The organism is Corynebacterium sphenisci DSM 44792, from assembly GCF_001941505.1.
GTDB lineage: Bacteria > Actinomycetota > Actinomycetes > Mycobacteriales > Mycobacteriaceae > Corynebacterium > Corynebacterium sphenisci.
Genome location: NZ_CP009248.1, coordinates 1,880,048 through 1,902,967, shown reverse-complemented (window position 1 = coordinate 1,902,967; position 22,920 = coordinate 1,880,048). Strand labels below are relative to the sequence as shown.

The following is a 22,920-nucleotide window of genomic DNA, read 5'->3' as shown; positions in this document are numbered from 1 at the left end:
GCCCGTCGGCTCCGGTGCCCGTCGCCCTCCCGCGGGGTACGGCGGCGCCCCCGGCCCGGGCCCCGCGGGGGAGGCGAGGGACGCTGCCCGCCAGCCTAACCATGGCCCGCCGCCCGGGGCGGGGTGCGCAGGGCGGCGCCCCCGGCCCCCGCACCGGAGGATGCGGCGGGTGACCGGGGGCGCGCCCGTCGGGATGCGACGGCCCGACGGTTCGGGGCGCGGGGTGCGCGGGGGCGGGCCGGCGCGGGGCCGGCCCGCGGGGCGGGCCGTCGCCGCCGCCCCGCGGTGGGGCGGCGGGGGGCCGGTCAGCGCCCGGCGTCGGCCGGGGCCTGCGCCCCGTCCCCGGCGAGCTCCGGGGAGCCGGCGACGGTGCGCTCATCGGAGCGCCGCTTCAGCGAGTGCCCGGTGAGGATGCCCACCATGAACACGCCGATGGACACCGCGCCCAGGGCGAAGAGGACGTCGCCGGGGGTGCGCAGCCAGCGCAGCACGGTGAGCACCGGCTGGTAGAGGAACTCGTCGCTGCGCGCCCACCACAGGCCCTCGGTGATGGAGGCCCAGGCCTGGGCCAGGCCCAGCGGCAGCAGGGAGAGCAGGCTCATCGCGAGCAGGCCCAGGTTGAGCCCCCAGAAGCCCCACTTGATGAAGCGCTCGTGCCATTCCGCGCCGGGCATCAGGCTGCGCACGCAGAACAGCATCAGGCCGATGCCGAGCATGCCGTAGACGCCGAACAGGGCGGTGTGCCCGTGCAGCGGGGTGAGGTTGAGCCCCTGCACGTAGAACAGGGAGATCGGCGGGTTGATCAGGAAGCCGAACACCCCGGCGCCGAGCGCGTTCCAGAAGGACACCGCGATGAAGAAGTAGATCGCCCACCGGTAGCCGGCGACCCACTTGCGGGTGCGCAGCAGCTTCAGGTGCTGGAAGGCCTCGAAGCCGATCAGCGCCAGGGGCACCACCTCGAGGGCGGAGAAGACCGCGGACAGCGCCATGACCACGTCGTTGGCGCCGGTGAAGTAGAGGTGGTGGCCGGTGCCGATGATCCCGCCGAAGAGGAAGATCACCGTCGAGGACAGCGCCGCGGTGGCGGCGGTGGAGGAGCGCAGCAGGCCCAGCCGGGTGAACAGGAAGCCGATCACCACGGTGGCGAAGACCTCGAAGAAGCCCTCCACCCACAGGTGCACGACCCACCAGCGCCAGTACTCGGTGATGGACAGGTGGGTGTCGTGGCCCATGCCGAAGGCGGCGCCGAAGAAGGAGGCGATCGCCAGGCAGGAGATGAGCAGCATGATCACCAGGGTGCGCTGCGAGCCCATCGCCAGCGGCGCGTCGTCCCGCGGGGAGAGGGTGCCGGCGCCGGCGCGGCGGATCGCCGGCCACATGCCCCGGGCCATCAGGAAGAACCACAGGAACAGGCCGATGAACAGGGCCACCTGCCACAGCCGGCCGAGGTCCAGGTACTCCATGCCGGTGGTGCCGAGCCACCAGCTCACCTCGCTGCCGTGGGTCATGCGCCCGGTGATGGACAGCCACTCGCCGGCCATGGAGCCGACCACGACGAGGATGAGCGCGCCGAAGAGCACGTTGACGCCGAGGCGCTGGTACTTGGGCTCGCGGCCGCCGACCGCGGGGGTGACGTAGAGGCCGGTGGCCAGCCAGGCGGTGGCGATCCACAGGATGCCGAGCTGGGTGTGCCAGGTGCGCACCACCGCGTAGGGCAGGATCCGGTCGATCGGGATGCCGTAGAGCGCCCCGCCCTCCACGCCGTAGTGGGCGCTGAGGATGCCCATCGCGATCTGCAGCACGAACAGGCCGCCGACGGCGAAGAAGTACTTCAGGGTGGCCTTCTGCGAGGGGGTCGGCCGGTAGCCGAGCAGCGGATCGTCCTCAGGGGAGTCCAGCAGGTCCTCGTCCTCCTCGCCGTCGTGGCGCTGGTGGTAGTACACCATCCCGGCGATGCCGCCGAGCAGCAGGATGAAGGAGATGATCGACCACAGGATGTTCGGTGCGCTGGGCACGTTGTCGATCAGCGGCTCATGGGGCCAGTTCTGCGTGTAGGTGACGTCCTTGCCGGGGGCGTCGGTGGAGGCGGCCCAGGCCGACCACCAGAAGAAGTCCGCCAGCCGATCCTGGTCGGCGGGCTCGACGAGGGTGCCGGCGGGGATGGCGTAGCGCTCGTGGCCCTCGGCGAAGATCCCGGCGTAGTGGTCGCGGAGCCGGTCGAAGGCGGCGACCCGCGCCGCGGGCAGGGTGATGGTGTCGGTGGCCTCGTCGTAGGTGTTGGTCCGCATCACCTCCTTGAGCCGGGCCTTCAGCGCCGCCTGCTCGGGGGCGTCGGCGGCGGCGTAGGCCTCGGGGCCGCCGGCGAGATCGTCGAGGATGAGCTCGGACTCGCGGTGCAGCCAGTCGGCGGTCCAGTCCGGCGCCACGTAGGCGCCGTGGCCCCAGACGGAGCCGATCTGCTGGCCGCCCATGGACTGCCAGACCCGCTGGCCGTCCATGATGTCCTCGCCGGTCATGAGCACCTGTCCGGATTCGTCGACGACGCGGTCCGGGATCGGGGGTTTGGAGACGTTGATCTGCTGCCCCATGAACAGCAGTGTGGCGAAGGACGCGGCCACGGTGACGATGAGCGCGATCCACCAGCGGCGATCGCGGCGGCTGATTGCTCCCGGGGCGCCGCGGTCGGCGCGCGTGCGGGCGGGCGTTGACATGTGTTCCTCCGGGCTGGGGGAGTGGGACGCGTCGCCGGGCGGCGGCGCCACCCCTTTTGTTACAGGCCGCATGTGAAAAAGGTCAACGATGTTCAGGCTATGCTCTCACCCGAATGTTCCCCTGGGCGAACCGTGTGCGGCGAACGGGGTTCGCGCGGATCCGGGATCCGGGCGCCCGGATCGGGCACCGCCCCGCGGCACCGGGGCGCGGCGGGGATCAGCTCTCCGGGTCCTCCTCCGGCAGCGGGCGCAGCAGGCAGTCCCCGGCCACCGCATGGGGGGTCAGCTCCACCCGATCCGGGCCGCCGAGCCGGCCGAGCAGCTCCCCGGCCATGCCCTCGTGCACCGGGCACATGAACTCCGGGTGCTCCGCGGCGACGTCGAGGTAGGGGCAGCCGCGCAGCACCGCCGCCGCGGTCTCGCCCGCCCCCTCCCCGGCGCCGTCCCCCGCCTCGCCCGCGTCGTCCGCGTCCCCCGGATCGCCGTCGTCGCCCGCCCCGGCGTCCCCGGCGGTCACCGGCGCCGGGTCGAAGCCCTGCACGTCGAGGACCTCCAGCAGCGTCGACCAGGCGTCCGCGGCGCCGTCCCCGCCGGCGTCGACCTTGCGGCCCAGATCCACGCGGGCGCCCCACTCCCGCCCGATCGCCCGGGCCTCCTCCACCCCGGCGCCGCGGGCGGCGAGCACCGCCGCGGTGGCCTGCACCAGCGCCCGGTGCCGGTCCGGCTCCGCCCCGGCCAGCGCCCGGCGCCCGGCCCGGGTGAGCCGGTAGCCCAGCGGGGGCCGCCCGGATCCGGGCTGCGGCAGCGGGGCGACGTCCAGCCGGCCCTCGTCGACGAGGGCCACCAGATGCCGGCGGGTGGTGTTGGGGTGCCCGCCGAGCTCCGCGGCGAGATCGGCGAGCGTCACCGGCGCGCCGCGGCGTTCCGCGATCGCGCGCAGCACCCGGACCTGGCCCGGCGTGGGCGGGTCCGCGGCGTCCCGGCATGGCTCCATGCCCCCGAGGGTACCGCCGTTGCCGGCATCGGCCGCAACGGCGCCCGGCCGCCCCCGCTCAGCCCGCCTCGCCGGCGGTCTCCCGGCGGTGCTGCGCCCACGCCTCCCAGGCGTAGTCCGCCAGCTCCCGGCCGGCGCCCTCGTAGAGGTAGGTCACCGCATCCGCGCCATGCTCGATGAGATCGAAGGTGGTGTGCCGCTGGTGCGCCACCGCCGCCACGGTCAACGGCAGATCGGTGGCGCGCATCAGCTTCAGCACGGTGACGTTGGCGTCGTGCTCCGGCATCGCCAGCACGATCAGCCGCGGCCCCCGGCCGGCCCCGCGCATCCGCCGCCACAGGTCCGGGTCGGTGCCGTCGCCGTGGATCACCCGCAGCCCGCGGTGCACCAGATCCGCGCAGCGGTCCTCGTCGAACTCGATCCCGGCGACCTCCAGGTCATGCTCGTCGGCCAGCCGCCGGTAGACGCCGATGCCCACCCGGCCCATCCCGATCACCAGCGCGTCGATGCCCTCCACGTGCACCGGCCGCTCCGAGGCGGTGAGCCGCTCCTCGGGCACCGTGGGCAGCAGATCCGCGATCCGGTTGATGATCCGCTCGCTGCGGATGCCCACCAGGGTGGAGAGGATGAAGCTCGCCGCGACGGTGACCCCCATCACCGGCACCCAGGTCTCCGGCAGCATCCCGCCGGCCACCGCCACCGAGGCGACGATGAGCCCGAACTCGGAGTAGTTCGCCATGATCAGCGCCGTGATCGCGGTGGTCCGGTTGGACAGCCGCATCGCGTGCAGCAGGGCGATGAACACCGCCGCCTTCACCGGGATGAGCAGCAGCAGCAGCCCGGCGATCGCGAACCCCGCCGGGGTGGGCACCCCGCCGAGGCCGATCTGCAGGAAGAAGCCGACCAGCAGCAGCTCCTTGATCTCCATCAGGGCGTCGAAGAAGCGGTCCGAGATGGGGTGCCCGGAGATGGTCATCCCGGCCAGCAGCGCCCCGAAGTCGCCGCTGACCCCGGCGGCGTCGAAGAGGGCGTAGGCGGCCATCGCCACCGCCACCCCGCCGAGCACCATCAGCTCGGTGCGCCGGCCCCGGTCCGGCAGCCGGTTCACCAGGGGCCGCAGCAGCGGCAGGATGATCAGCGCCGGGGCCCACAGCGCCGGCTTGTCGTCCGCGGAGAGCACCAGGAAGGCCACCGCGACGATGTCCTGCAGCACCAGGATCGAGATCGCGATCGAGCCGGAGGTCGAGCGCATCCGCCCGGACTCCTCCAGCTGGGCCATCACGAACACGGTGGAGGAGAAGCTGGTGGCCAGGCCGATGAGCAGGAACACCCCGAAGCCGGTGCCGGCGAACAGGGCCAGCGGCAGCAGCGAGGCCAGCCCCAGCACCACCGCGACCAGCAGGGTGTAGGCCACCGCGTGGCCGGCGGCGGTGCCCGCGGCGCGGACCTTCAGCAGGGAGCGCGGATCCAGCTGCAGCCCGATGGTGAACAGCAGGATGGTCACGCCCAGGTTCGCCGCCACGTCCAGGCCCGGGATCGCGTCCACCCCGGCGGCGCCGAGGCCGAAGCCGGCGGCGAGGAAGCCGACCAGCGGGGGCAGCCGCAGCGCCGCGGCGGTGAGCCCGCCGACGATGGCGAAGAGCAGGGCCTCGACGTAGATGGCGGTCATATGGTGCTCTCCGGTGGCCTTCCTGGGGTCGGTCGCGGCGGTGGCGCCCGGGCGGGCGCGGGGCGCGCGGGCGGCGGAGCCGGGCCCGCTCGGCCCATCGCCGAGGGTACCCGGCGGCCGCGCCGGGGCGGGCAGGCGCCCGGTGCCGCCCCGCGGCGGGGTCTACCCTGGTCGCATGCGCTTCCTCAACGACGTCCGCGCCCCCTACGAGCTGACCTACGACGACGTGTTCATGGTGCCCTCCCGATCCGGGGTGGGCTCCCGGATGTCGGTGGACCTGCGCTCCGATGACGGCACCGGCACCACCATCCCCCTGGTGGTGTCGAACATGACCGCGGTGGCCGGGCGCCGGATGGCGGAGACCATCGCCCGCCGCGGCGGGATCGCGATCCTGCCGCAGGACGTGCCCGCGGACATCGCCGCGGGGACCATCGCCACGGTCAAGGCCTGCCACACCGTCTTCGACACCCCCATCACGGTGAAGGCGCACCACACCGCCGGCTACGCCCGCAACCTCATCCCGAAGCGCGCGCACGGGGCGGCGGTGGTGGTCGAGGAGGATCGCCCGATCGGCATCCTGACCAACGCGGATCTGCGCGGGGCGGACAACTTCGCCCAGGTCGGCACCCTGATGTCGGCCTCCCCGATGACCCTGCCCGATGACGTCGCCCCCCGGGAGGCCTTCCTGGGGCTCACCGCCGCGGGCCGCCGGCTGGCCCCGGTGGTCGCCGCCGACGGCACCCTGCGCGGGGTGCTCACCCGGGCCGGGGCGCTGCGCGCCTCCATCTACGACCCGGCCCTCGACGCCGGCGGCCGGCTGCGGGTGGGCGCGGCGATCGGGATCAACGGCGATGTCGCCGGCCGGGCCCGGGCGCTGCTCGCCGCCGGGGCGGATGTGCTGGTGGTGGACACCGCGCACGGCCACCAGGACTCGATGCTCGCCGCCCTGGCGCGGGTGCGCGACCTGGACCCGGGGGTGCCGGTGGCCGCGGGCAACGTGGTCACCGCCGAGGGGGTGCGGGATCTGGTCTCCGCGGGGGCGGACATCGTCAAGGTCGGGGTGGGCCCGGGGGCGATGTGCACCACCCGGATGCAGACCGGGGTGGGCCGGCCGCAGTTCTCCGCGGTGCTGGAATGCGCCGCCGCGGCCCGCGCCGCCGGGGCCCGGGTCTGGGCCGACGGGGGCGTGCGGCACCCCCGGGACGTGGCGCTGGCGCTGGCCGCCGGGGCCTCCAACGTGATGATCGGCTCCTGGTTCGCGGGCACCCACGAATCCCCCGGCGATCTCATGCACGACGCCGACGGCACCCCGTACAAGGAGTCCTTCGGGATGGCCTCGCACCGGGCGGTGGTGCACCGCAACGCCGGCACCGAGGAGTTCGAGAAGGCCCGCCGCGCCCTGTTCGAGGAGGGCATCTCCTCGGGGCGGATCCGGCTGGAGCCGGGCGCCGGCGGGGTGGAGGATCTGGTGGACCGGATCGTCTCCGGGGTGCGTTCGGCGTGCACCTACGCCGGGGCCGAGGATCTCCCCGGCTTCGCCGAGCGCGCCGTGGTGGGGGTGCAGTCCGCGGCCGGCTTCGCCGAGGGCGCGCCCCGGCCCGGCGCCCGCTGACCGCCCCGCGCGGGCGGGGGCCTAGAAGGTGGCCTCGGAGAAGATGAACATCCCGGCGGTGAAGAAGGCCACCCCGGCCACGCCGAGCAGCACGTTGAGCACGAAGCCGGTGTCCGACTGCCGGGGCACCCGCACCCGGCCGGGCCCGTCCGCCGCGGGCGGGTCCACGGAGATCTCGATCTCCTCGCCCACCCGGTCCAGGGCGAAGGCGGTGTAGAGCGGGTCGGTCCAGGTGCGGGTGCGCCCGTCGCGGTCGGTGAAGGAGATCACCATCGCCCGCAGATCGTCCTCGGGGCGGCCCACCGCCCCGGTGACCCGGCCCACCGCGGTGAACCGGCGGGCCTCGCGGCGGCGGCGCAGCAGCGCCCAGCCGATCGCGGCGGCCACCGCCGCCATCCCGATCGCCATCGTCACGAGCCCCTCGATCACCTGCGCCGCCTCTCCCGCGGCGGCCACGCCCCGCCGCGATCCGCGCCCAGGATACCCCCGGGGCGGATCCCCGCCCTGCGCGCCGGCGCGGGCTGGGGTACAACCGTGGGCGATGCGCCGCGGGCGCCGCCGCCGGGGCGGGCGCCGGGCGCCGGGGGAGGAGGAGCCGATGAGCGGGGTGTTCGGGGCCGGGTCGGCGGGGCCGGCCCCGCCGGGGGATGCCGCGCGGTGCCCCTGCGGCAGCGGGGCGCGCTACGGGGCGTGCTGCGCCCCGCTGCACCGCGGGGAGGCCCGGGCGCCCACCGCGGAGGCGCTGATGCGCGCCCGGTACAGCGCCTACGTCGCCGGGGAGGCGGATTTCCTGTGGCGCACCTGGCATCCGCACGGCCGGCCGGAGGCGATCCTCTTCGACCCGGCGGTGCGCTGGGAGGGCCTGGAGATCCTGGAGGTCGTCGACGGCGCCGAGGGTGACCGGGAGGGGGTGGTGGAGTTCCGGGCCCGCTACCGCGACGCCACCGGCCCGGCGGTGCTGTGGGAGCGCTCCACCTTCATGCTGCGCGCCCGGCGCTGGATGTACGTCGACGGCGAATTCCGCGGCTGAGCCGCCCCCGCCCCGCCCGGGGACCGGGCGGGGCGGCGGCGTCGGGGCGGCTATTCGCCGAAGCGCCAGCGGCCCGCCGCGGAGGAGGCCTCCGCGAATTCGGCGTAGCGCCCGCCGGCGGCGATCAGCCCCGCGGGCGTGCCCCGTTCGGCGATCCGGGCGGCGCCGGAGGGGTCCGGCTGCAGCACCAGGATCTGGTCGGCGTCGCGCACCGTGGACAGCCGGTGCGCCACCAGGAACACGGTGCGGCCCCGGGTGAGCTCGCGCATCACCGAGGTGATCGCCGCCTCGTTCTCCCCGTCCAGGGCGGAGGTGATCTCGTCGAGCAGCAGGATCGGGGCGTCCTTGACGAAGGCCCGGGCGATGGACACCCGCTGCCGCTCCCCGCCGGAGAGCTTCAGCCCGCCCTGGCCGACCTGGGTGTCCCAGCCATCGGGCAGCGCCTCGATCACCTGGTCCAGGCGGGCGGCCCGGGCGGCGGCGTCCAGTTCCGCGTCGGTGGCCCCGGGCCGGGCCAGGCGCACGTTCTCCCGGATCGTGGTGTCGAACAGGTACACGTCCTGGAAGACCATGGAGGTCAGCTCCATCAGCCGCCGGGTGGGGATCTCGCGCACGTCCACCCCGCCGACGGTGACCGCCCCGGCGTCGACGTCCCAGAACCGGCCGATGAGCCGCAGGATGGTGGATTTGCCGGAGCCGGAGGGCCCCACCAGGGCGGTCATCGTGCCCGCCGGGGCGGTGAAGTCCACCCCGTCGAGCACCGGGGCGGCCGGGTCGTAGCCGAAGCGCACCCCGGAGAAGGCCACCTCGGTGCCGGCCGGCTCCCGGGCCTCGGCCGGCTCCGGCTCCGGCAGCGGTTCGGCGAAGACGATGGAGTGGATGGCGCGCAGCGCCACCGCCGCATTGTGGATCTCCGAGGAGAACAGCACCGCCTGGGTCAGCGGGCCGAGCATCCGGGCGGTGATCACCATCACCGCCAGGTAGGCCACCGCGTCCAGGCGCCGGTCCAGCACATGGGCCAGGCCCAGGGCGATGAGCGCGGCGAAGGTGGCGTAGAGCACCAGGGTGAAGCCCATCGCGGGCCGGCCCTTGACGGTGAGCGCCCGGCGCACCGCGACATCCTCCTCGGCCAGGGCGTCGTCCAGGCTGGCCCAGCCCCGCCGGGTCAGCCCGGTGGCGCGCAGCACCGGCTGCAGCCGGGCGTACTCGATGAGCCGGCCGGCGGCCCCGGTGGCCGCGGCGGTCTCGATTTCGCTGGCCTCGGTCGCCGCCCGGCGCATCCGGGCCCAGATCCACGCCAGCGGCAGCACCGCGATGAGCATCACCGCCGCCAGGGTCCAGTCCACCAGGGCCACCGCGATGAGCATCACCGCGGGCACCCCCAGGGCGGAGATGATGTTGGGCAGCACGATCGAGGCGATATGCGACAGGGTGTTGATCTCCCGGGAGACCGCGGAGGCGATCCGGGCCTCCCGCTCGGCGGTGAACCAGCCCAGGGGCAGCTCCAGCACCCGGTCCGCGATGCGCACGATGAGCGCGTCGCAGACGTCGTAGACGGAGATCCGGTAGGAGCGCACCATCGCCGCCGACTGCAGCACCAGGAAGGCCACCCCGGTGGCGCACAGCGCCACCAGCCAGCCGCCGGCGCCGGCGCCGGAGTCGTCGAGGAAGGCGCGCAGGAAGGGGATGAGCAGCGCCAGGGTCACCCCCTCCAGCACCGCGGCGACGGCGTAGAGGGCGATCAGGGAGCGCACCTCGCGGACGCCGACGAGGTCGGCGAGCAGCGTCATCATGGGTCAGTCCTCCTCGGGGGCCGGGGTGGCGGATGCGGTGTCGGCGGGCCCGGTCTGCTGGGCGCGCCACAGCGCCGCGTAGGCGCCGTCGGCGGCGAGCAGCTCCGCATGCCGGCCGGATTCGACGATCCGGCCGCCGTCGACGACCAGGATCCGGTCCGCGCCGGCGATGGTGGCCAGCCGGTGCGCGATGATGATCACGGTGCGGCCCCGGGCCAGGGTGCCCAGGGCCCGGTGGATCGCCCGCTCGGAGCGGGGATCGGCCTGGGCGGTGGCCTCGTCGAGCACCAGGATCGGCGCGTCCTGCAGATAGGCCCGGGCGATGGTGATTCGCTGGCGCTCCCCGCCGGAGAGGACGCCCCCGGCGTCGCCGACCACGGTGTCGTAGCCCTGCGGCAGCCGCAGGATCCGCTCGTGGATGCAGGCGGCCTTCGCCGCCTCCTCGATCCGCGCCCGGTCGGCGTCGGCATGGCCCAGGGCGATGTTCGCGGCCACGGTGTCGTGCACCAGGGAGACGTCCTGGAAGACGATGGCGATATTCGACAGCAGCCATTCCAGGCTCACCTCCCGGGCGTCCAGGCCGCCGACCCGCACCGTCCCGGAGTCGGGGTCGTGGAAGCGGGCGATGAGCCGGGCGATGGTGGTCTTGCCCCCGCCGGAGGGCCCCACCAGGGCGGTGACCTCCCCGGCGGCGGCGGTGAGGGACACCCCGTGCAGCACCGGCTGAGCCGGGTCGTAGCCGAAGGTGACCTCCTCCAGGCGCACCTCGCCGGGTGCGGGGACCGGCCCCTCGGGGTCGGCTCCCTCGGGCATCGGCTCCTCGGCGAGCATCGCGGCGGTGGCGCCGGCGGCCAGCCGCGCCTCGTAGAGGTGCTGCACCAGGGACACCGCCTGCATCAGGCCCTGCGGGATGCCGATCCCGATGAGGAAGAAGGGCAGCGCGTAGCCGGGCTCCAGCCAGCCGTTGCGCACGAAGAGGTACGCCGCCGGGGCGACCGTGGCGGCCACCGCCGCCGGGTGCAGCAGGGCGTAGACCACCGCCATGCCCCGGCCGAAGCCGTGGACCCAGTCGTAGGAGATGTCGGTGAAGGCGCGCCGGGCGTCGTCGAAGCGGGTGCGCGCGGCGTCGGCGGCCTGGAAGTTCTTGATCTCCTCGATGCCCTCGACCATCTCCACGGTGGTGGCGGACAGCCGGGTCTGCGCCACCCCGAAGGCGCGCATGATCTCCCCGGCCCGGGTCAGCCCGATGCCGATGGCCAGGGCGATGCACAGGATCCAGATCACCAGCAGCAGCAGCGCCAGCCGCCAGTCCACCCACAGCAGGTAGCCGAAGCCGACCACGAGGGACACCCCGGCGTAGGTGAAGTCCCCGGCCAGGTGCGCGACGATGGTGTGGATCGCGACGGTGTCGTCGACCACCATCTTCCGGATCGCCCCGGAGGAGGTCTGGTCCACCCGGCCCAGCGGGATCCGGCCCAGGGTGCGCACCAGGGCCATCCGCAGCCGGTGCCGCAGCCGGGCCTCGGACATGTGGGTCAGACCCACCCCGATGGAGTAGAGCAGGCTGCCGGCCAGGGCGGCGGCCACCGCCACCGCCGCCAGGGTGCGCGGGTGGCCGCCGTCGCCGCGCAACCAGGTCACCGCCATCTCGGTGAGCGCGATATAGGGGACGATCGAGAGGATCGCGCCGAGCCCGCTGAGGGTCGCGCTGAGGATCATCGAGCCCCGGGCGGGCCGGATGAGCGCCCCGATCCCGGGCTGCGCCGGCGGATCCCCGGTCTCCTCCCGCGCATCGTGTTCCCGCTGGTCGATCGTGGTCACATCGCCTCCCGAAAATAAACCTCAAGGCTTTCGGTGTTATGGCAGACAACCCTACACCGGGCCCGCGGGCGCGTCGACGGCGCCCGCCCGCGCCGGGCGGCGCGGGCGGGGAGGGGAGGGGAGGGGCGGGGTCCGGGGCGGGGCTCAGTGCAGCAGCCGGCGCAGCGGCGGGGCCATGGTCACCGCCACCACCAGGGCGCCCCAGACCAGGCCGACGACCATCGCGCAGGCGGTGTCCACCGCCCAGGCCGCCGCCCCGGCGGGCACCGCCGCGGCCAGGTGGTGCACCAGCTCATAGGGCGCGGCCCAGAGCAGATCGTGCACCCCGACCAGCATGATGTGCCCGCCCACCCAGAGCATGGCGAGCACCCCGATCACGGAGATGAGCCGCAGCACCCGCGGCATCGCGCGCACCAGGGCCCGGCCCGCCCGCCGGGTGCCGGCGGCATCGGATTCGCCGAGCCGCAGCCCGATATCGTCCATCTTCACCAGCACCCCGACCGCCCCGTAGACCAGGGCGGTGATGCCGACGGCGACGAGCACCAGGATCATCGCCCGCTGCAGCAGTGGTTGTGCGGCGACCTCGTTGAGCGAGATCACCATGATCTCCGCGGAGAGGATCAGGTCCGTGGTGATCGCCGCCTTGACCAGCTTGTCCTCCGCGCCGGGCCCGACGTGGGCGACCGGTTCCGCATGGGCCCCGCCGGTGAGCCGCTCCAGGATCTTCTCCGCGCCCTCGTAGCAGAGGTAGGTCGCCCCCAGCATGAGGATCGGCTGCAGCGCCCAGGGCGCGAAGGCGCTGAGCAGCAGCGCCACCGGCAGGATGAGCACGATTTTGTTGAACAGGGAGCCCTTGGTGATCCGCCAGATGATCGGCAGTTCCCGGGCCGGGGTCACCCCGGCGACGAAGCGGGGGGTCACCGCGGCGTCGTCGACGACCACCCCGGCGGCCTTGGTGCCCACCCGGGCGGCGGCGGCGCCGACGTCGTCGATGCTGGCCGCGGCGGCGCGGGCGATGAGGGCGACGTCGTCGAGCAGGGCGGCGAGTCCGGCGCTCATCGGCCGGCTCCTCTGCGGTGGCGGGGGCTCATGGTTGCATCCTAGGGCCGGGCGGGCCCGGCCGCGGGCGGCCGGGGCGGAAAACGCGCCCCCGGCGCCCGCCGCGGCCCGCTGCTATGGTTCCCGGCATGAACGAGCCGCGGATCATCCCGGACCCCGCGGAGCCGACCTCGCTGCGGCCCGCCTTCGCCGACGACCCGGAGGAGGGGCGCACCCGGTCGGTGACCGCCCTGGTCATCGTCGACGCGCAGAACGACTTCTCCGAGGGCGGGGCGCTGGCCGTGTCCGGGGCCGTCGCCGCCTACCAGGCGATGGGGGTGCACGTGGTCGGCCGGGCCGGGAAGTACTCCCTGCTGGTGACCACCCGCGACGAGCACGTCGACCCCGGCGATCACTTCGCCGCCGAGCCCGATTTCGTGGACAGCTGGCCGGTGCACTGCGTGGCCGGCACCCGGGGCGCGGCGCTGCACCCGCTGGCGCTGCGCGTGACCGACCTCTTCGCCGAGGTCAACCCGCATGCGGAGTGGATCGAGGTGACCAAGGGCGCCTACTGCGCGGCCTACTCCGGCTTCGAGGGGGCCACCGCCGCCGGCGTGGGCCTGGCCGAGGCGCTGCGCGCCGCCGGGGTGGAGCGGATCGACGTCTGCGGGGTGGCCACCGACCACTGCGTGCGCGCCACCGTGCTCGACGGGCTGCGCGAGGGCTTCGAGGTGCATGTGCCCACCGGGCTCATCGCCGCGGTGGACCCGGACCGCGGTGCGGCGGCGCTGGCCGAGATGGCCGACGCCGGCGCGATCGTGGAGTAGCCGCGGTGGCGCCCGCGCGACCGGCCCGGGGCCGTCCGCATCCGGCGGCGCCGGCGGCGGCGGCCGCCGCCGCGCTCGCCGGCTGCGCCGCCCTCGCCGCCGCGGATCCGGAGACCCCCGGTGGGCCGGTGCCGGCCTGCCCCACCCGGGCGCTGCTCGGCGTGGACTGCCCGGTGTGCGGCACCGCCCGGATGCTGCAGGCGCTCACCCGCGCGGATCTGCCCGCCGCGCTGGGCTACAACGCCCTCGGCGTGGTCGCGGTGGCCCTCGCCGGCTGGGCCTGGCTGGCCTGGGCGGCCCGCGCCCTGGGCCGCCCGGCGGCCGGGCCGGCGCGGATCCCCGGGCTGGGCCGGATCGCGGTGGCCGCGCTCATCGCCTGGACGGTGCTGCGGCTCATCCCGCATCCCGCCCTGGACGTGCTGCGGCCCTGACCCCGCCCGCCTCCGGGTGCGGGGGTGGGCCGCCGGGTCAGCCGATGGTCTCGTCGAGGACCTCGGCCAGCGGGATCGGGCGCAGCCCGCGGTGCGCGGCGGCGGTGCCGACGTAGCGCCCGGCATGGGCGACGAAACCCGCCGCGGCCGCCGCGTCGAGCTCCCGGCGCACCTTCGCGGGCACCCCGGTGGCCAGGGCGCCGGCCGGGATCTCCTGGTCCTCCAGCACCACCGCCCCGGCGGCGATGAGGCTGCCGGCGCCGACCCGGGAACCGGAGAGCAGCGTGGCCTGCATGCCCACCAGGGTGGCGTCGCCGACGGTGGCGCCGTGCACCAGGGCCAGGTGCCCCACGGTGACGTCGTCGCCGAGGATTGCCGGCACGCCCCGGTCCACGTGCACCGTGCAGTTGTCCTGGATGTTGGTGCGGGCGCCGATCCGGATCGGGCCCACGTCGCCGCGCAGCACGCAGCCGTAGAACACCGAGGAGCCGGGGCCGATGACCACGTCGCCGATGATGGTCGCCGTCGGCGCGATCCACGCCTCGGGGTGGATGCGCGGGGTGATCCCGGCGAAGGGCAGGATGAGCGGTTCCATCCGCCCATCATCGCCCACCGGCCCGCCGCGGCGCCGGGCCGGCCGCCCCCGGTGGCCGCCCCCGCCGCCGGCGGCCGCGGGGGGATCCCGGGTGCGCGGCAAGCCCGATGTACGGCCTGCTTCGCCTGGGTTCGGCTCCCCGCGCTGTGCTACCGTGACCAGGTCAGCGTCGCCTAAACAGCCGGAGTTCGAGGATATGCCGATCACCCCATTGCGCAGGCAGGGCGTCGTCGCCCTCCTGCTGGCGCTCATCGTGCTCGCCGGGGCGCTGGCCTCCTGCGCGCTGCCGGACCGGGACGCCGCACCCGAGTCCGCCGCCGGCGCCGCCGGGGCGGTGCACGCCGATCTGCCCCCGCGGGATCCGGAGGTGCTGCTGCCGGATCCGCGACCGGCGCTGCCGGTCACCCTGGTCGACGACCGCGGCAACGAGGTCACCGTCACCAAGGTGGACCGGGTGATCGCCCTGGACCGCTCCGGGGCGCTGTCCCGGATGGTGTGGGCGCTGGGCATGGGCGACCGGCTGGTCGGCCGGGACATCGCCTCCGATTTCCCCGGGGTGGCCGGGCTGCCCGAGCTCACCCCCGGCGGGCACGCGGTGAACCCGGAGTCGGTGATGGCCCTGGAACCGGATCTGATCCTCACCGACGGCACCATCGGCCCGGTGGCCGCGATCCGCGGGTTCCGGGAGGCGGGCATCCCGGTGGTGCACGTCAGCGACCGGCGGCTGCCCTCCACGGTCGGCGATCTCGCCGACCAGGTCGCCGCCGCCCTGGGCCTCGGCGACGCCGGGGCGGCCCGGGGGGCGATCACCGCCGGCATCGACGCCGCCGCGGAGGCGGCCCGGGCCCGCGCGGACGGCCGCCGGATGCTGCTGCTCTACGTGCGCGGCACCTCCACGGCGCTGATCGCCGGGCGGGACACCGGGGCCGGGGAGCTCATCGAGATGCTCGGCGGGGTGGACGCCGCCGGGGACTCCGGGATCGACGCCGGCTTCGTGCCGCTGACCCCGGAGGCGCTCGCCGCGGCCGCGCCGGACACCGTGATCGTGATGACCGGGGGCCTGGAGTCCGTCGGCGGGGTCGCCGGGCTGGTGGACCTGCCCGGGATGGCGCAGACCCCGGCCGGGGCCAATGAGTCGGTGCTCGACGTGCCGGACTCCCAGCTGCTCTCCTTCGGCCCGCAGACCGCGCAGGTGATCGACGCGATGGCCGCGGCGCTCTACGGCGGCGGGGCCGCCGGATGAGGGCGCGGCCGGCCCGGCCGGCCGGCGCCGCCGATCCCGCGGTCGCGGCGCCGCCCGCAGACCCGGCCGCGGCGGTGCGCCCGGCCGGCGGCGGCGCGCTCCGCCGCACGGTGATCCTGGTGGTCATGGCGGCCGCCCTGGTGGGGCTGATGCTCGCCTCCGCGCTCACCGGCCAGCTCGGCATCGGCGTCGCCGACGTGCTCGCCGCGATCGGCCGCGGGCTGGGGCTCGCCCCGGCGGACGCCGCCGCGGCCCCGGCGGACGCGGTGCTGTGGTACGTGCGCTTCCCCCGGATCATCGTCGCCGCCCTGGTCGGGGCGGGCCTGGCGGTGGCCGGGGTGACCCTGCAGGCGATCTTCGGCAACCCCCTGGCCGAACCCGGGCTCATCGGGGTGTCCTCCGGGGCCGCGGTCGGCGCCGCGTGCACCGTGGTGCTCGCCCCGGCGCTGCCCTTCGCCGGGGCCTGGCTGGGCGGGCAGTGGCTGACCACCCTCGGCGCCTTCGCCGGCGGGGTGGGCGCCACCGCGGTGGTCGCCGCCATCGCCCGGGCCCGCGGCGGCCGCGGCGACGCCGCCGGGATCATCCTGGTCGGGGTGGCGGTCAACGCCATCGGCGGCGGCCTGGTCAGCCTGCTCACCTTCATCGCCAACCCCACCGCCCGGGACCAGATCGTGTTCTGGCAGATGGGCACCTTCGCCGGCGGCTCCTGGACCGCCGCGGCGATCATCGCCGCGGTCACCGCGGTGATCGCGGTGGCCTTCATCGGGCTGGCCGGCCAACTCGACCTGATCTCGCTGGGGGAGACCCCCGCCCGGCATCTCGGGGTGGACGTGGCCCGGCTGCGCCGGATCGTGATCGTGCTCTCCGCGCTGCTGGTCGCCGCCGGGGTGGCCTTCTCCGGGATCATCGTCTTCGTGGGCCTGGTGGTGCCGCATGCGCTGCGCCTGCTCTTCGGCCCCGGGCACCGGCTGCTGGTGCCCGCCAGCCTGCTCGGCGGGGCGCTCACCACCACCATCGCCGATGTCGCGGCGCGCACCCTGGTGCCCAACGCGGATCTGCCGCTGGGCATGATCACCGCCCTGGTCGGCGGCCCGCTGTTCTTCTGGCTGCTCGGCCGGGATCGGGCGGTGCGGCCATGAGCCCCCGGAGCCGGCGCGCCCCCGCCGCCCCGCGCCCGACCGGCCCGGTCCCGGTGGAGCTGGCCGGGGTCGGCGTGCGCCGCGGCGGGCGCACCATCCTCGAGGGGGTGGACCTCACCGCCCGCCCCGGGGAGGTGCTCTCCCTGGTCGGCCCGAACGGGGCCGGCAAATCCACCCTGCTCGCGGTCGCCGCCGGCGATCTGCGCGGCGCCGGCTCCGCCCGGATCGGCGCCCTCGACGTGGCCGGGACGCCCCTGGCGGATCTGGCCCGGTACCGCGCGGTGCTCACCCAGCGCCTCGCCGTGGACTTCCCCTTCACCGCCGGCGAGGTCGTCGCCATGGGCCGGGCGCCGCACGGCTGCCCCGATCCGGAGCTGACCGCCGCCGCGATCCGGGACTGCCGGATCGCCCATCTGCTGGACCGGCCGGTGGGCCGGCTCTCCGGCGGCGAGCAGGCCCGGGTGCACATGGCCCGGGTGCTCGTCCAGGACACGCCGGTGCTCATGCTCGACGAACCCACCGCCGCGCTCGACTTCCACCATTCGGAGGAGGTGCTCGCCATCGCCCGCCGGCGGGCCCGCGAAGGCGCGACGGTGATCCTCGTCCTGCACGACCTCTCCGCCGCCGCCGCGTGGTCGGATCGGGTCGCCGTGCTGGAGGGGGGCCGCCTGCGCGCGGTGGGCGCGCCCGACCGCACCCTGACCGCCGAGCTCGTCTCGGAGGTCTACGGCCGTGCGGTGGAGATCCTGCGCGATTCGGCGGGCAACCCGGTAATCCAGCCCAGACGGGCCCGGGACACGACGACCACGAGGAGCCGGCCATCATGACCGCACCCGAGAAGACCACCGTTTCCGCCCTGCTGCGCAAGGCGACCATCGAAGTGCACGAGGAGGCCGAGAACTCCGGGTTCATGAACCGGATGCTCAACGGGCTGCTCACCCGCGAGGCCTACGTCGACTACCAGGGCCAGATGCTGTGCATCTACCGGGCCCTGGAGGGCGCCGGGGAGGCCCTCGCCGGCACCCCGGTGGTCGAGGCGCTGGCCGATGAGCGGCTGCTGCGCACCGCGGCGCTGAGCGCCGACCTGGACTTCCTGCACGGCGCCGAGGGCGCCGCGGAGCGGGTCCGGCCCACCGAGGCCACCGCCGCCTACGTCGCCGAACTGCACCGGGTGGCCGAGGAGGGCGACCAGGTCGCCTTCGCCGCGCACCACTACGTGCGCTACCTCGGCGATCTCGCCGGCGGCCAGATCATCGCCACCCTGGTGTCCCGGATCTACGGCTTCGGCGAGGACGGGGTGCAGGGGCTGCGCTTCCCGGGCATCGACAAGCTCAAGGCCTACCGGGACACCTACCGCGGCCGGCTGGATTCGCTGGCGGTGCTCGACGAGCACCGCGAGGAGCTGGTCGCGCACGCCCGCACCGCCTTCACCTGCAACACCGCGGTGTTCGCGGACCTGGATCGGCGCCACCCCGCCGAATAGGCCCGCACCGCCGGCCCCGCCGCATCGCCCCGGCCCGCCCCGCGCGGCCGCGGCGGCGGCGGGGCGTCCGCGTAGGGTGGAGTGCATGATTTTCATCGTGGTCAAGTTCCCGGTCCTGCCCGGCCGCGCCGACGAGTTCGTCGAGGCGGTCGCCGACTTCACCGCCGCCACCCGCGCCGAGGAGGGCAACCTCTGGTTCGAGTGGTCGCGCAGCCTGGCCGACCCCGACGAGTTCGTGCTCGTGGAGGCCTTCGCCGACGACGCCGCCGAGGCGCACGTGGGCAGCGCGCACTTCGCCGCCGGACTCGCCGCGATGCGCCCGCTGCTGCGGGAGACCCCGCGGATCATCTCCCAGTCCCTGCCCGGCAAGGACGGCTGGGACCGCATGGGCGAACTGGAGATCGGCTGATGCGCGCCCGCACCGCCGCCGCCCTGATCGCCCTGCTGGCCGCCGCCGGCGCCGCCGGCTGCGGCTACGACCCGGCCACCGTCGACGACGGCGGGGCCGGCAAATCCGCCGCCGCCGAGGCCACCGCCGCCAACTCCGCGGAGGACGCCGCCCAGCGCACCGCCCATCTGCTCGCCGACGCCGAGGAGCTGCGCACCGCCGCGGAGGACGCGCTGTCCTCCGGGGCGCGCGGCCGCGAGGCCGGGCTCTTCGGCCGGGTCAAGGGGATGTGCCACCGCCAGCTCGGCGCCTTGCACGACTACGCCGGGGAGGGGGGCGCGGCCACCGTGGACGCCTCCCGGGTGATCGGCGCCGCCGACCCGGCCGCGGCGCTGACGGAGCTGCTCCGCGAGGAGCTGCCCCGGCTGCGCGACGCCTGGGCGGGGCTCGCCGACGCCCCGCAGCCGGAGATCGCCGAGGAGGCCCGGCGCACCGTCGCCGAAATCGACGACATCCTCGGCCAGTTCGGCTGAGCCGGCCCACCCCGGGGAGGACTCCCGCGCAACCGGCCTCGCCGGGGTCGCGCGCCGGGTAGCATCCGCACTGAAGCGCCCGGCGGGGCCCCGTCGGGCGGGGACGATTTTCGGAGAGTATGGACATGGCTGTTGAAATCACCCGGGTCGGCGTCGTCGGCGCCGGTCAGATGGGATCCGGGATCATCGAGGTGTGCGCCCGCGCGGGCAGCGAGGTGCTGGTCTGGGAGGCCAAGGAGGAGTTCCTCGACGGCGGGCGGAAGCGCATCGCCGGCTCCCTGGACAAGGCGGTCTCCCGCGGCAAGCTCGACGCCGCCGAGCGCGACGCCATCCTCGGGCGGATCTCCTACACCACCGATCTCGGCGATTTCGCCGATCGCCAGCTGGTCATCGAGGCCATCGTGGAGAACCCCCAGGTCAAGGCGGAGGTCTTCGGGAAGCTCGATGAGGTGGTCACCGATCCGGAGGCGATTCTGGCGACCAACACCTCCTCCCTGCCGGTGCAGTCCATCGCCGCGGCGACGACCCGCCCGGAGCGGGTGATGGGCCTGCACTTCTTCAACCCGGTGCCGGTGCTGCCCCTGGTGGAGCACGTGGTGACCCTGTCCACCGGGGAGGTGCAGGCCGAGCGCGCCCACGCCTACGCGGAGCAGGCCCTGGGCAAGACCGTGATCCGGGCCAAGGACCGCTCCGGGTTCATCGTCAACGCCCTGCTGGTGCCCTACATCCTCGGCGCGATCCGGATGCTGCAGGACGGCGTCGCCGCGAAGGAGGACATCGACGCCGGCATGGTCAACGGCTGCGCGCACCCGATGGGCCCGCTGACCCTGGCCGACATGGTCGGCCTGGACACGGTGAAGTTCATCGCCGACGCCATGTTCGAGGAGTACGCCGAGCCCACCTACGCCGCCCCGCCGCTGCTCAAGCGGATGGTGGAGGCCGGCCGGCTGGGCCGGAAGTCCGGCGCCGGCTTCTACGACTACTAGGCCGCGCCCCGCCCGGGGCGCCCCGGGCCCCGGCCCCGACCCGGCCCGCGCGCACCCGCGCGGGCCGGGTTCACCGATTGTTCACCGACGCGCCCGGCGCGGCTCATCCGGCGGCCACCGCGGGCTCGCCCGGGGCGGCTAACCTGCGCGCCGTGTCCGACAGCAGCCGCATCCCGTCCCCCGCCCGCCCCCGCCCGCGACGAGCCCGCGGCCGGTGCCGCGCCGCCGCGCTGGCGCTGCTGCTGGCCCTGCCGGCGGCCGCCCCCGCCGCCGCGGCGCCCGCCGTCCCCGCGATCCCCGGCCCCGCCGCCGATGCCGCGGCGGACCCGGCGGCGCCCACCCCGCGGCCCTTCACCCCCGGCCAGCTGGCCCGGCCCTACCGTTCCGACGCCTCCGGGGAGGGGGTGTTCTACTTCCACGTGGTCGAACCCTACGAGGAGCTGCGCGAGCGGCACCCGGAGACGCTCGCGGAGAACCTGGAGACCACGGTGCGGATCAACAACGCCGCCCGCGGGGACCGCGCCGCGCAGCTGCGCGCCCTCGCCGACGACCACGATGATCCGCTGGTCACCCTCTCCGACGCCCTCGGCGCCGGCCTCGGCGCGCATTTCCGGGCCGCCCTGGCCGCAGGCCGGCTGCCGAAGACCGAGGCGCTGCTCTCCGGCACCCTGGCCCGGGCCGGCGGGGTGGCCTCCTCGACCTTCGCGGAGAAGTACTACTACGGCGAGGACCGGCCCTTCGTCGTCGCCCCGGAGCGGATCGTGCGCTACCACCGGGGCGCACCCGGCGATGACGACCCCTACTCGACCACCCCCTCCTACCCCTCGGGGCACGCCAACAAGGCCACCTGGACGGTGACCCTGCTGTCACTGATGCTCCCGGAGCTGGGCCCGCAGCTGCAGGCCCGCGGCGCGGAGGCCGGCCGCAACCGGGTGCTGCTCGGGGTGCACTACCCCCTCGACGTCATGGCCGGGCGGATGATGGGCACCGCCGCGGCCGCCGACCGCTGGGCGGACCCCGGGTTCCGGCCGCTCATCGAGGCCGCCGCGGGGGAGCTGCGCGCCGAGCTGGAGTACCGCTGCGGTGCGGCGCTGGCCGAGTGCATCGCCGCCGACGAGCCCTACCTGGACGATGCCGCGGCGGTGGCCGCCTACACCGCGGCGATGGGCTACGGCTTCGCCCCGGTGGGCGCGCCCGGCCGGCCGATGACGGTGCCGGAGGGCTACGCCGGGCTGCTGGCGACCCGGTTCCCGGGGCTCGACGAGGCCCAGCGCGCCGAGGTGCTCGCCGCCACCGCCCTGGACTCCGGGCTGCCCCTGGACCGCGCCGAGGGGGCCTCGCATATGCGGGTGAACCTGGCCCGGGCCCTCGCCGCGGAGGTCGAGGTCGCCCCGGACGGTTCGCTGCGGATCCGCGGCTGAGGCGGCCGGCTCAGCCGGCGGCGGCGACGGCGGCGCCGATCCGGTCCAGGGCCCCGGCCAGCAGATCCGGGTTGGCGGCGAAGTTCAGCCGCACGCGCCCGGCCCCGCCGTCGCCGAAGGCGGTGCCGGGGTTGACCGCCACCCGGGCCCGGTCCAGCAGCCAGCCGGCCGGGTCGGCGGGATCCACCCCGGCGACCCCGCGGAAGTCCAGCCAGGCCAGGTAGGTCGCCGCCGGGGGCCGCCAGCGGATCCCGGGGGCGACCTCGGGCAGCCGGCGGGCGAGCAGGCCCCGGTTGGCCCGCAGCGCCGCCAGCAGGCCGGTCCGCCACTCCTCGCCGGCGGTCCAGGCGGCCACCGCCGCGGCCATGCCCAGGGTGGAGGCCCCGGAGGTGAGGATATGCGGGATCGACGCCCAGGCGGCGGCGTCGGCGGCGGTGTCGCCGAGGATCACCTGGGCGCATTTCAGCCCGGCGGTGTTCCAGCCCTTGGAGGTGGCGGTCACCGTGACGGTGACCCGCTCCGCGGCGGCGGAGACCGAGGCCGCCGGCGTATGGGCGCCGTCGAGCACCACCGGGGCGTGGATCTCGTCGGCGATGATCCGGGCGCCGTGGCGCTCGGCGATCCCGGCCAGCTCCGCCAGCAGCGCCGGCTCGTGGGTGAAGCCCAGCGGGTTGTTCGGGTTGCACAGGATGAGCGCGCCCGCCCCGGCGGCGAAGGCGCGGGCCACCGCCGCCGGGTCCGGGCCGCGGTCGCCGGTGGGGATGGTGATGGTCTCCCGGCCGGTGGCCGGGCCGACCTCGAAGAAGGGCATGTAGGCGGGGGTGGGCAGCACGATGGGCGAGCCCGCCCGGGTCAGGTGCGCCACCGCCAGGGTCACCCCGCGCACCACGTCGGCCACCGCGTGCACCCGGGCCGGGTCCGGGTCCCAGCCGGTGGTGCGCGCGTACCAGCCGGCGGTGGCCGCGCCCAGGCCCAGTTCATCGGCCGGGGGGTAGCCGAGGAACTCCCGGTCCACCGCCTCCCGGATCGCGTCCAGCACCGCCGGGCAGGTCGCGGCATCGGATTCGGCGACCCACAGCGGGGTGACGTCGGCGTCGAAGCGGGTCCATTTGCTGGTGCCGCGCTCGCGCAGCCGGGCCTCGTCGGGGAATTCGGGGATGCCGGGTGGGGTCATGGCGACGACGATAGCGCCGATGCGCGACCGCC

General features: G+C 75.4%; 20 protein-coding genes and 1 pseudogene. 12 read left to right on the top strand and 9 right to left on the bottom strand.

Features of this window, described 5'->3' with window-relative positions:
* Nucleotides 1-404: 404 nt before the first annotated feature.
* The 3 genes and pseudogenes from CSPHI_RS08600 to CSPHI_RS08590 all read right to left on the bottom strand — a co-directional run.
* Nucleotides 405-2,711, bottom strand: a pseudogene (locus tag CSPHI_RS08600) (nitric-oxide reductase large subunit); the annotation flags it as partial.
* Nucleotides 2,712-2,928: 217 nt separating this feature from the next.
* Nucleotides 2,929-3,705: a helix-turn-helix transcriptional regulator gene (locus CSPHI_RS08595; RefSeq protein WP_075692530.1), complete on the bottom strand. Its 777-nt coding sequence runs from the start codon at nucleotides 3,703-3,705 to the stop codon at nucleotides 2,929-2,931.
* Nucleotides 3,706-3,763: 58 nt separating this feature from the next.
* On the bottom strand, nucleotides 3,764-5,374 hold the full coding sequence (locus tag CSPHI_RS08590; RefSeq protein ID WP_075692528.1) for a cation:proton antiporter family protein: 1,611 nt from the start codon (nucleotides 5,372-5,374) through the stop codon (nucleotides 3,764-3,766).
* 175 nt (nucleotides 5,375-5,549) lie between these two features.
* On the opposite strand from CSPHI_RS08590, the gene CSPHI_RS08585 reads away from it, so the two are divergent.
* Complete coding sequence (locus CSPHI_RS08585; protein WP_075692525.1) at nucleotides 5,550-6,986, top strand: GuaB1 family IMP dehydrogenase-related protein; 1,437 nt, start codon at nucleotides 5,550-5,552, stop codon at nucleotides 6,984-6,986.
* Nucleotides 6,987-7,007: 21 nt separating this feature from the next.
* On the opposite strand, the gene CSPHI_RS08580 is transcribed toward CSPHI_RS08585, so the two are convergent.
* Nucleotides 7,008-7,415 carry a DUF3592 domain-containing protein gene (locus CSPHI_RS08580; protein WP_157118523.1) on the bottom strand — a complete coding sequence of 136 codons (408 nt, stop codon included), beginning with the start codon at nucleotides 7,413-7,415 and terminating at the stop codon, nucleotides 7,008-7,010.
* Between the two features lie 169 nt (nucleotides 7,416-7,584).
* Between CSPHI_RS08580 and CSPHI_RS08575 the strand changes: the two genes are divergently transcribed.
* The gene (locus CSPHI_RS08575) at nucleotides 7,585-8,016 is read left to right on the top strand and encodes a YchJ family protein (protein ID WP_075693934.1); all 432 of its coding nucleotides are present in this window, start codon (nucleotides 7,585-7,587) and stop codon (nucleotides 8,014-8,016) included.
* 50 nt (nucleotides 8,017-8,066) lie between these two features.
* Here the strand turns inward: CSPHI_RS08575 and CSPHI_RS08570 are convergent, their stop codons facing one another.
* The 3 genes from CSPHI_RS08570 to CSPHI_RS08560 all read right to left on the bottom strand — a co-directional run bounded on the left by CSPHI_RS08570 (nucleotide 8,067) and on the right by CSPHI_RS08560 (nucleotide 12,689).
* Nucleotides 8,067-9,809, bottom strand: a complete 1,743-nt coding sequence (locus CSPHI_RS08570) for an ABC transporter ATP-binding protein (protein WP_075692521.1) — start codon at nucleotides 9,807-9,809, stop codon at nucleotides 8,067-8,069.
* Nucleotides 9,810-9,812: 3 nt separating this feature from the next.
* Entirely contained in the window at nucleotides 9,813-11,630 is a 1,818-nt protein-coding gene (locus CSPHI_RS08565) for an ABC transporter ATP-binding protein (protein WP_245803297.1), read from the bottom strand.
* 144 nt (nucleotides 11,631-11,774) lie between these two features.
* The gene (locus CSPHI_RS08560; protein WP_075692519.1) at nucleotides 11,775-12,689 is read right to left on the bottom strand and encodes a DUF808 domain-containing protein; all 915 of its coding nucleotides are present in this window, start codon (nucleotides 12,687-12,689) and stop codon (nucleotides 11,775-11,777) included.
* Between the two features lie 128 nt (nucleotides 12,690-12,817).
* Between CSPHI_RS08560 and CSPHI_RS08555 the strand changes: the two genes are divergently transcribed.
* Together CSPHI_RS08555 and CSPHI_RS08550 are read left to right on the top strand one after the other, a co-directional pair.
* Complete coding sequence (locus tag CSPHI_RS08555) at nucleotides 12,818-13,495, top strand: isochorismatase family protein (protein WP_211274660.1); 678 nt, start codon at nucleotides 12,818-12,820, stop codon at nucleotides 13,493-13,495.
* Nucleotides 13,496-13,500: 5 nt separating this feature from the next.
* A complete protein-coding gene (locus CSPHI_RS08550) occupies nucleotides 13,501-13,926 on the top strand; it encodes a DUF2752 domain-containing protein (protein WP_075692517.1) in 426 nt (141 codons plus the stop codon).
* A 37-nt stretch (nucleotides 13,927-13,963) separates the two neighbouring features.
* Here CSPHI_RS08550 and CSPHI_RS08545 read toward each other — a convergent pair whose 3' ends face one another.
* Nucleotides 13,964-14,521: a gamma carbonic anhydrase family protein gene (locus CSPHI_RS08545; protein ID WP_075693928.1), complete on the bottom strand. Its 558-nt coding sequence runs from the start codon at nucleotides 14,519-14,521 to the stop codon at nucleotides 13,964-13,966.
* A 196-nt stretch (nucleotides 14,522-14,717) separates the two neighbouring features.
* Here CSPHI_RS08545 and CSPHI_RS08540 point away from each other — a divergent pair, with 196 nt between their 5' ends.
* The 8 genes from CSPHI_RS08540 (at nucleotide 14,718) to CSPHI_RS08505 (ending at nucleotide 21,714) form a co-directional block, all read left to right on the top strand.
* Complete coding sequence (locus CSPHI_RS08540) at nucleotides 14,718-15,764, top strand: heme/hemin ABC transporter substrate-binding protein (protein ID WP_075692515.1); 1,047 nt, start codon at nucleotides 14,718-14,720, stop codon at nucleotides 15,762-15,764.
* A gap of 125 nt (nucleotides 15,765-15,889) precedes the next feature.
* Entirely contained in the window at nucleotides 15,890-16,903 is a 1,014-nt protein-coding gene (locus tag CSPHI_RS08535) for a FecCD family ABC transporter permease (protein WP_245803296.1), read from the top strand.
* On the top strand, nucleotides 16,900-17,730 hold the full coding sequence (locus CSPHI_RS08530; RefSeq protein ID WP_084210331.1) for an ABC transporter ATP-binding protein: 831 nt from the start codon (nucleotides 16,900-16,902) through the stop codon (nucleotides 17,728-17,730). The genes CSPHI_RS08535 and CSPHI_RS08530 overlap by 4 nt, the downstream gene beginning before the upstream one ends.
* On the top strand, nucleotides 17,727-18,386 hold the full coding sequence (locus tag CSPHI_RS08525; protein WP_075692513.1) for a biliverdin-producing heme oxygenase: 660 nt from the start codon (nucleotides 17,727-17,729) through the stop codon (nucleotides 18,384-18,386). Before CSPHI_RS08530 ends, CSPHI_RS08525 begins: the two co-directional genes overlap by 4 nt.
* Before the next feature lie 85 nt (nucleotides 18,387-18,471).
* Nucleotides 18,472-18,795 carry a putative quinol monooxygenase gene (locus CSPHI_RS08520; protein WP_075692511.1) on the top strand — a complete coding sequence of 108 codons (324 nt, stop codon included), beginning with the start codon at nucleotides 18,472-18,474 and terminating at the stop codon, nucleotides 18,793-18,795.
* Nucleotides 18,795-19,307, top strand: coding sequence for a hypothetical protein (locus tag CSPHI_RS08515; RefSeq protein WP_075692510.1), 513 nt, complete (start codon nucleotides 18,795-18,797; stop codon nucleotides 19,305-19,307). Before CSPHI_RS08520 ends, CSPHI_RS08515 begins: the two co-directional genes overlap by 1 nt.
* A gap of 125 nt (nucleotides 19,308-19,432) precedes the next feature.
* On the top strand, nucleotides 19,433-20,293 hold the full coding sequence (locus CSPHI_RS08510; RefSeq protein WP_075693922.1) for a 3-hydroxybutyryl-CoA dehydrogenase: 861 nt from the start codon (nucleotides 19,433-19,435) through the stop codon (nucleotides 20,291-20,293).
* Nucleotides 20,294-20,445: 152 nt separating this feature from the next.
* The gene (locus CSPHI_RS08505; protein ID WP_245803295.1) at nucleotides 20,446-21,714 is read left to right on the top strand and encodes an acid phosphatase; all 1,269 of its coding nucleotides are present in this window, start codon (nucleotides 20,446-20,448) and stop codon (nucleotides 21,712-21,714) included.
* 10 nt (nucleotides 21,715-21,724) lie between these two features.
* Here the strand turns inward: CSPHI_RS08505 and CSPHI_RS08500 are convergent, their stop codons facing one another.
* Nucleotides 21,725-22,888 carry a MalY/PatB family protein gene (locus tag CSPHI_RS08500; protein WP_075692508.1) on the bottom strand — a complete coding sequence of 388 codons (1,164 nt, stop codon included), beginning with the start codon at nucleotides 22,886-22,888 and terminating at the stop codon, nucleotides 21,725-21,727.
* Nucleotides 22,889-22,920 lie beyond the last annotated feature (32 nt).

Coding starts and splice junctions, on each gene's coding strand:
- CSPHI_RS08570 (WP_075692521.1), bottom strand. CDS start 9,809: ATGATGACGCTGCTCGCCGACCTCGTCGGCGTCCGCGAGGTGCGCTCC.
- CSPHI_RS08595 (WP_075692530.1), bottom strand. CDS start 3,705: ATGGAGCCATGCCGGGACGCCGCGGACCCGCCCACGCCGGGCCAGGTC.
- CSPHI_RS08575 (WP_075693934.1), top strand. CDS start 7,585: ATGAGCGGGGTGTTCGGGGCCGGGTCGGCGGGGCCGGCCCCGCCGGGG.
- CSPHI_RS08520 (WP_075692511.1), top strand. CDS start 18,472: ATGATTTTCATCGTGGTCAAGTTCCCGGTCCTGCCCGGCCGCGCCGAC.
- CSPHI_RS08525 (WP_075692513.1), top strand. CDS start 17,727: ATGACCGCACCCGAGAAGACCACCGTTTCCGCCCTGCTGCGCAAGGCG.
- CSPHI_RS08585 (WP_075692525.1), top strand. CDS start 5,550: ATGCGCTTCCTCAACGACGTCCGCGCCCCCTACGAGCTGACCTACGAC.
- CSPHI_RS08555 (WP_211274660.1), top strand. CDS start 12,818: ATGAACGAGCCGCGGATCATCCCGGACCCCGCGGAGCCGACCTCGCTG.
- CSPHI_RS08530 (WP_084210331.1), top strand. CDS start 16,900: ATGAGCCCCCGGAGCCGGCGCGCCCCCGCCGCCCCGCGCCCGACCGGC.
- CSPHI_RS08535 (WP_245803296.1), top strand. CDS start 15,890: ATGGCGGCCGCCCTGGTGGGGCTGATGCTCGCCTCCGCGCTCACCGGC.
- CSPHI_RS08515 (WP_075692510.1), top strand. CDS start 18,795: ATGCGCGCCCGCACCGCCGCCGCCCTGATCGCCCTGCTGGCCGCCGCC.
- CSPHI_RS08500 (WP_075692508.1), bottom strand. CDS start 22,888: ATGACCCCACCCGGCATCCCCGAATTCCCCGACGAGGCCCGGCTGCGC.
- CSPHI_RS08560 (WP_075692519.1), bottom strand. CDS start 12,689: ATGAGCGCCGGACTCGCCGCCCTGCTCGACGACGTCGCCCTCATCGCC.
- CSPHI_RS08540 (WP_075692515.1), top strand. CDS start 14,718: ATGCCGATCACCCCATTGCGCAGGCAGGGCGTCGTCGCCCTCCTGCTG.
- CSPHI_RS08590 (WP_075692528.1), bottom strand. CDS start 5,374: ATGACCGCCATCTACGTCGAGGCCCTGCTCTTCGCCATCGTCGGCGGG.
- CSPHI_RS08545 (WP_075693928.1), bottom strand. CDS start 14,521: ATGGAACCGCTCATCCTGCCCTTCGCCGGGATCACCCCGCGCATCCAC.
- CSPHI_RS08510 (WP_075693922.1), top strand. CDS start 19,433: ATGGCTGTTGAAATCACCCGGGTCGGCGTCGTCGGCGCCGGTCAGATG.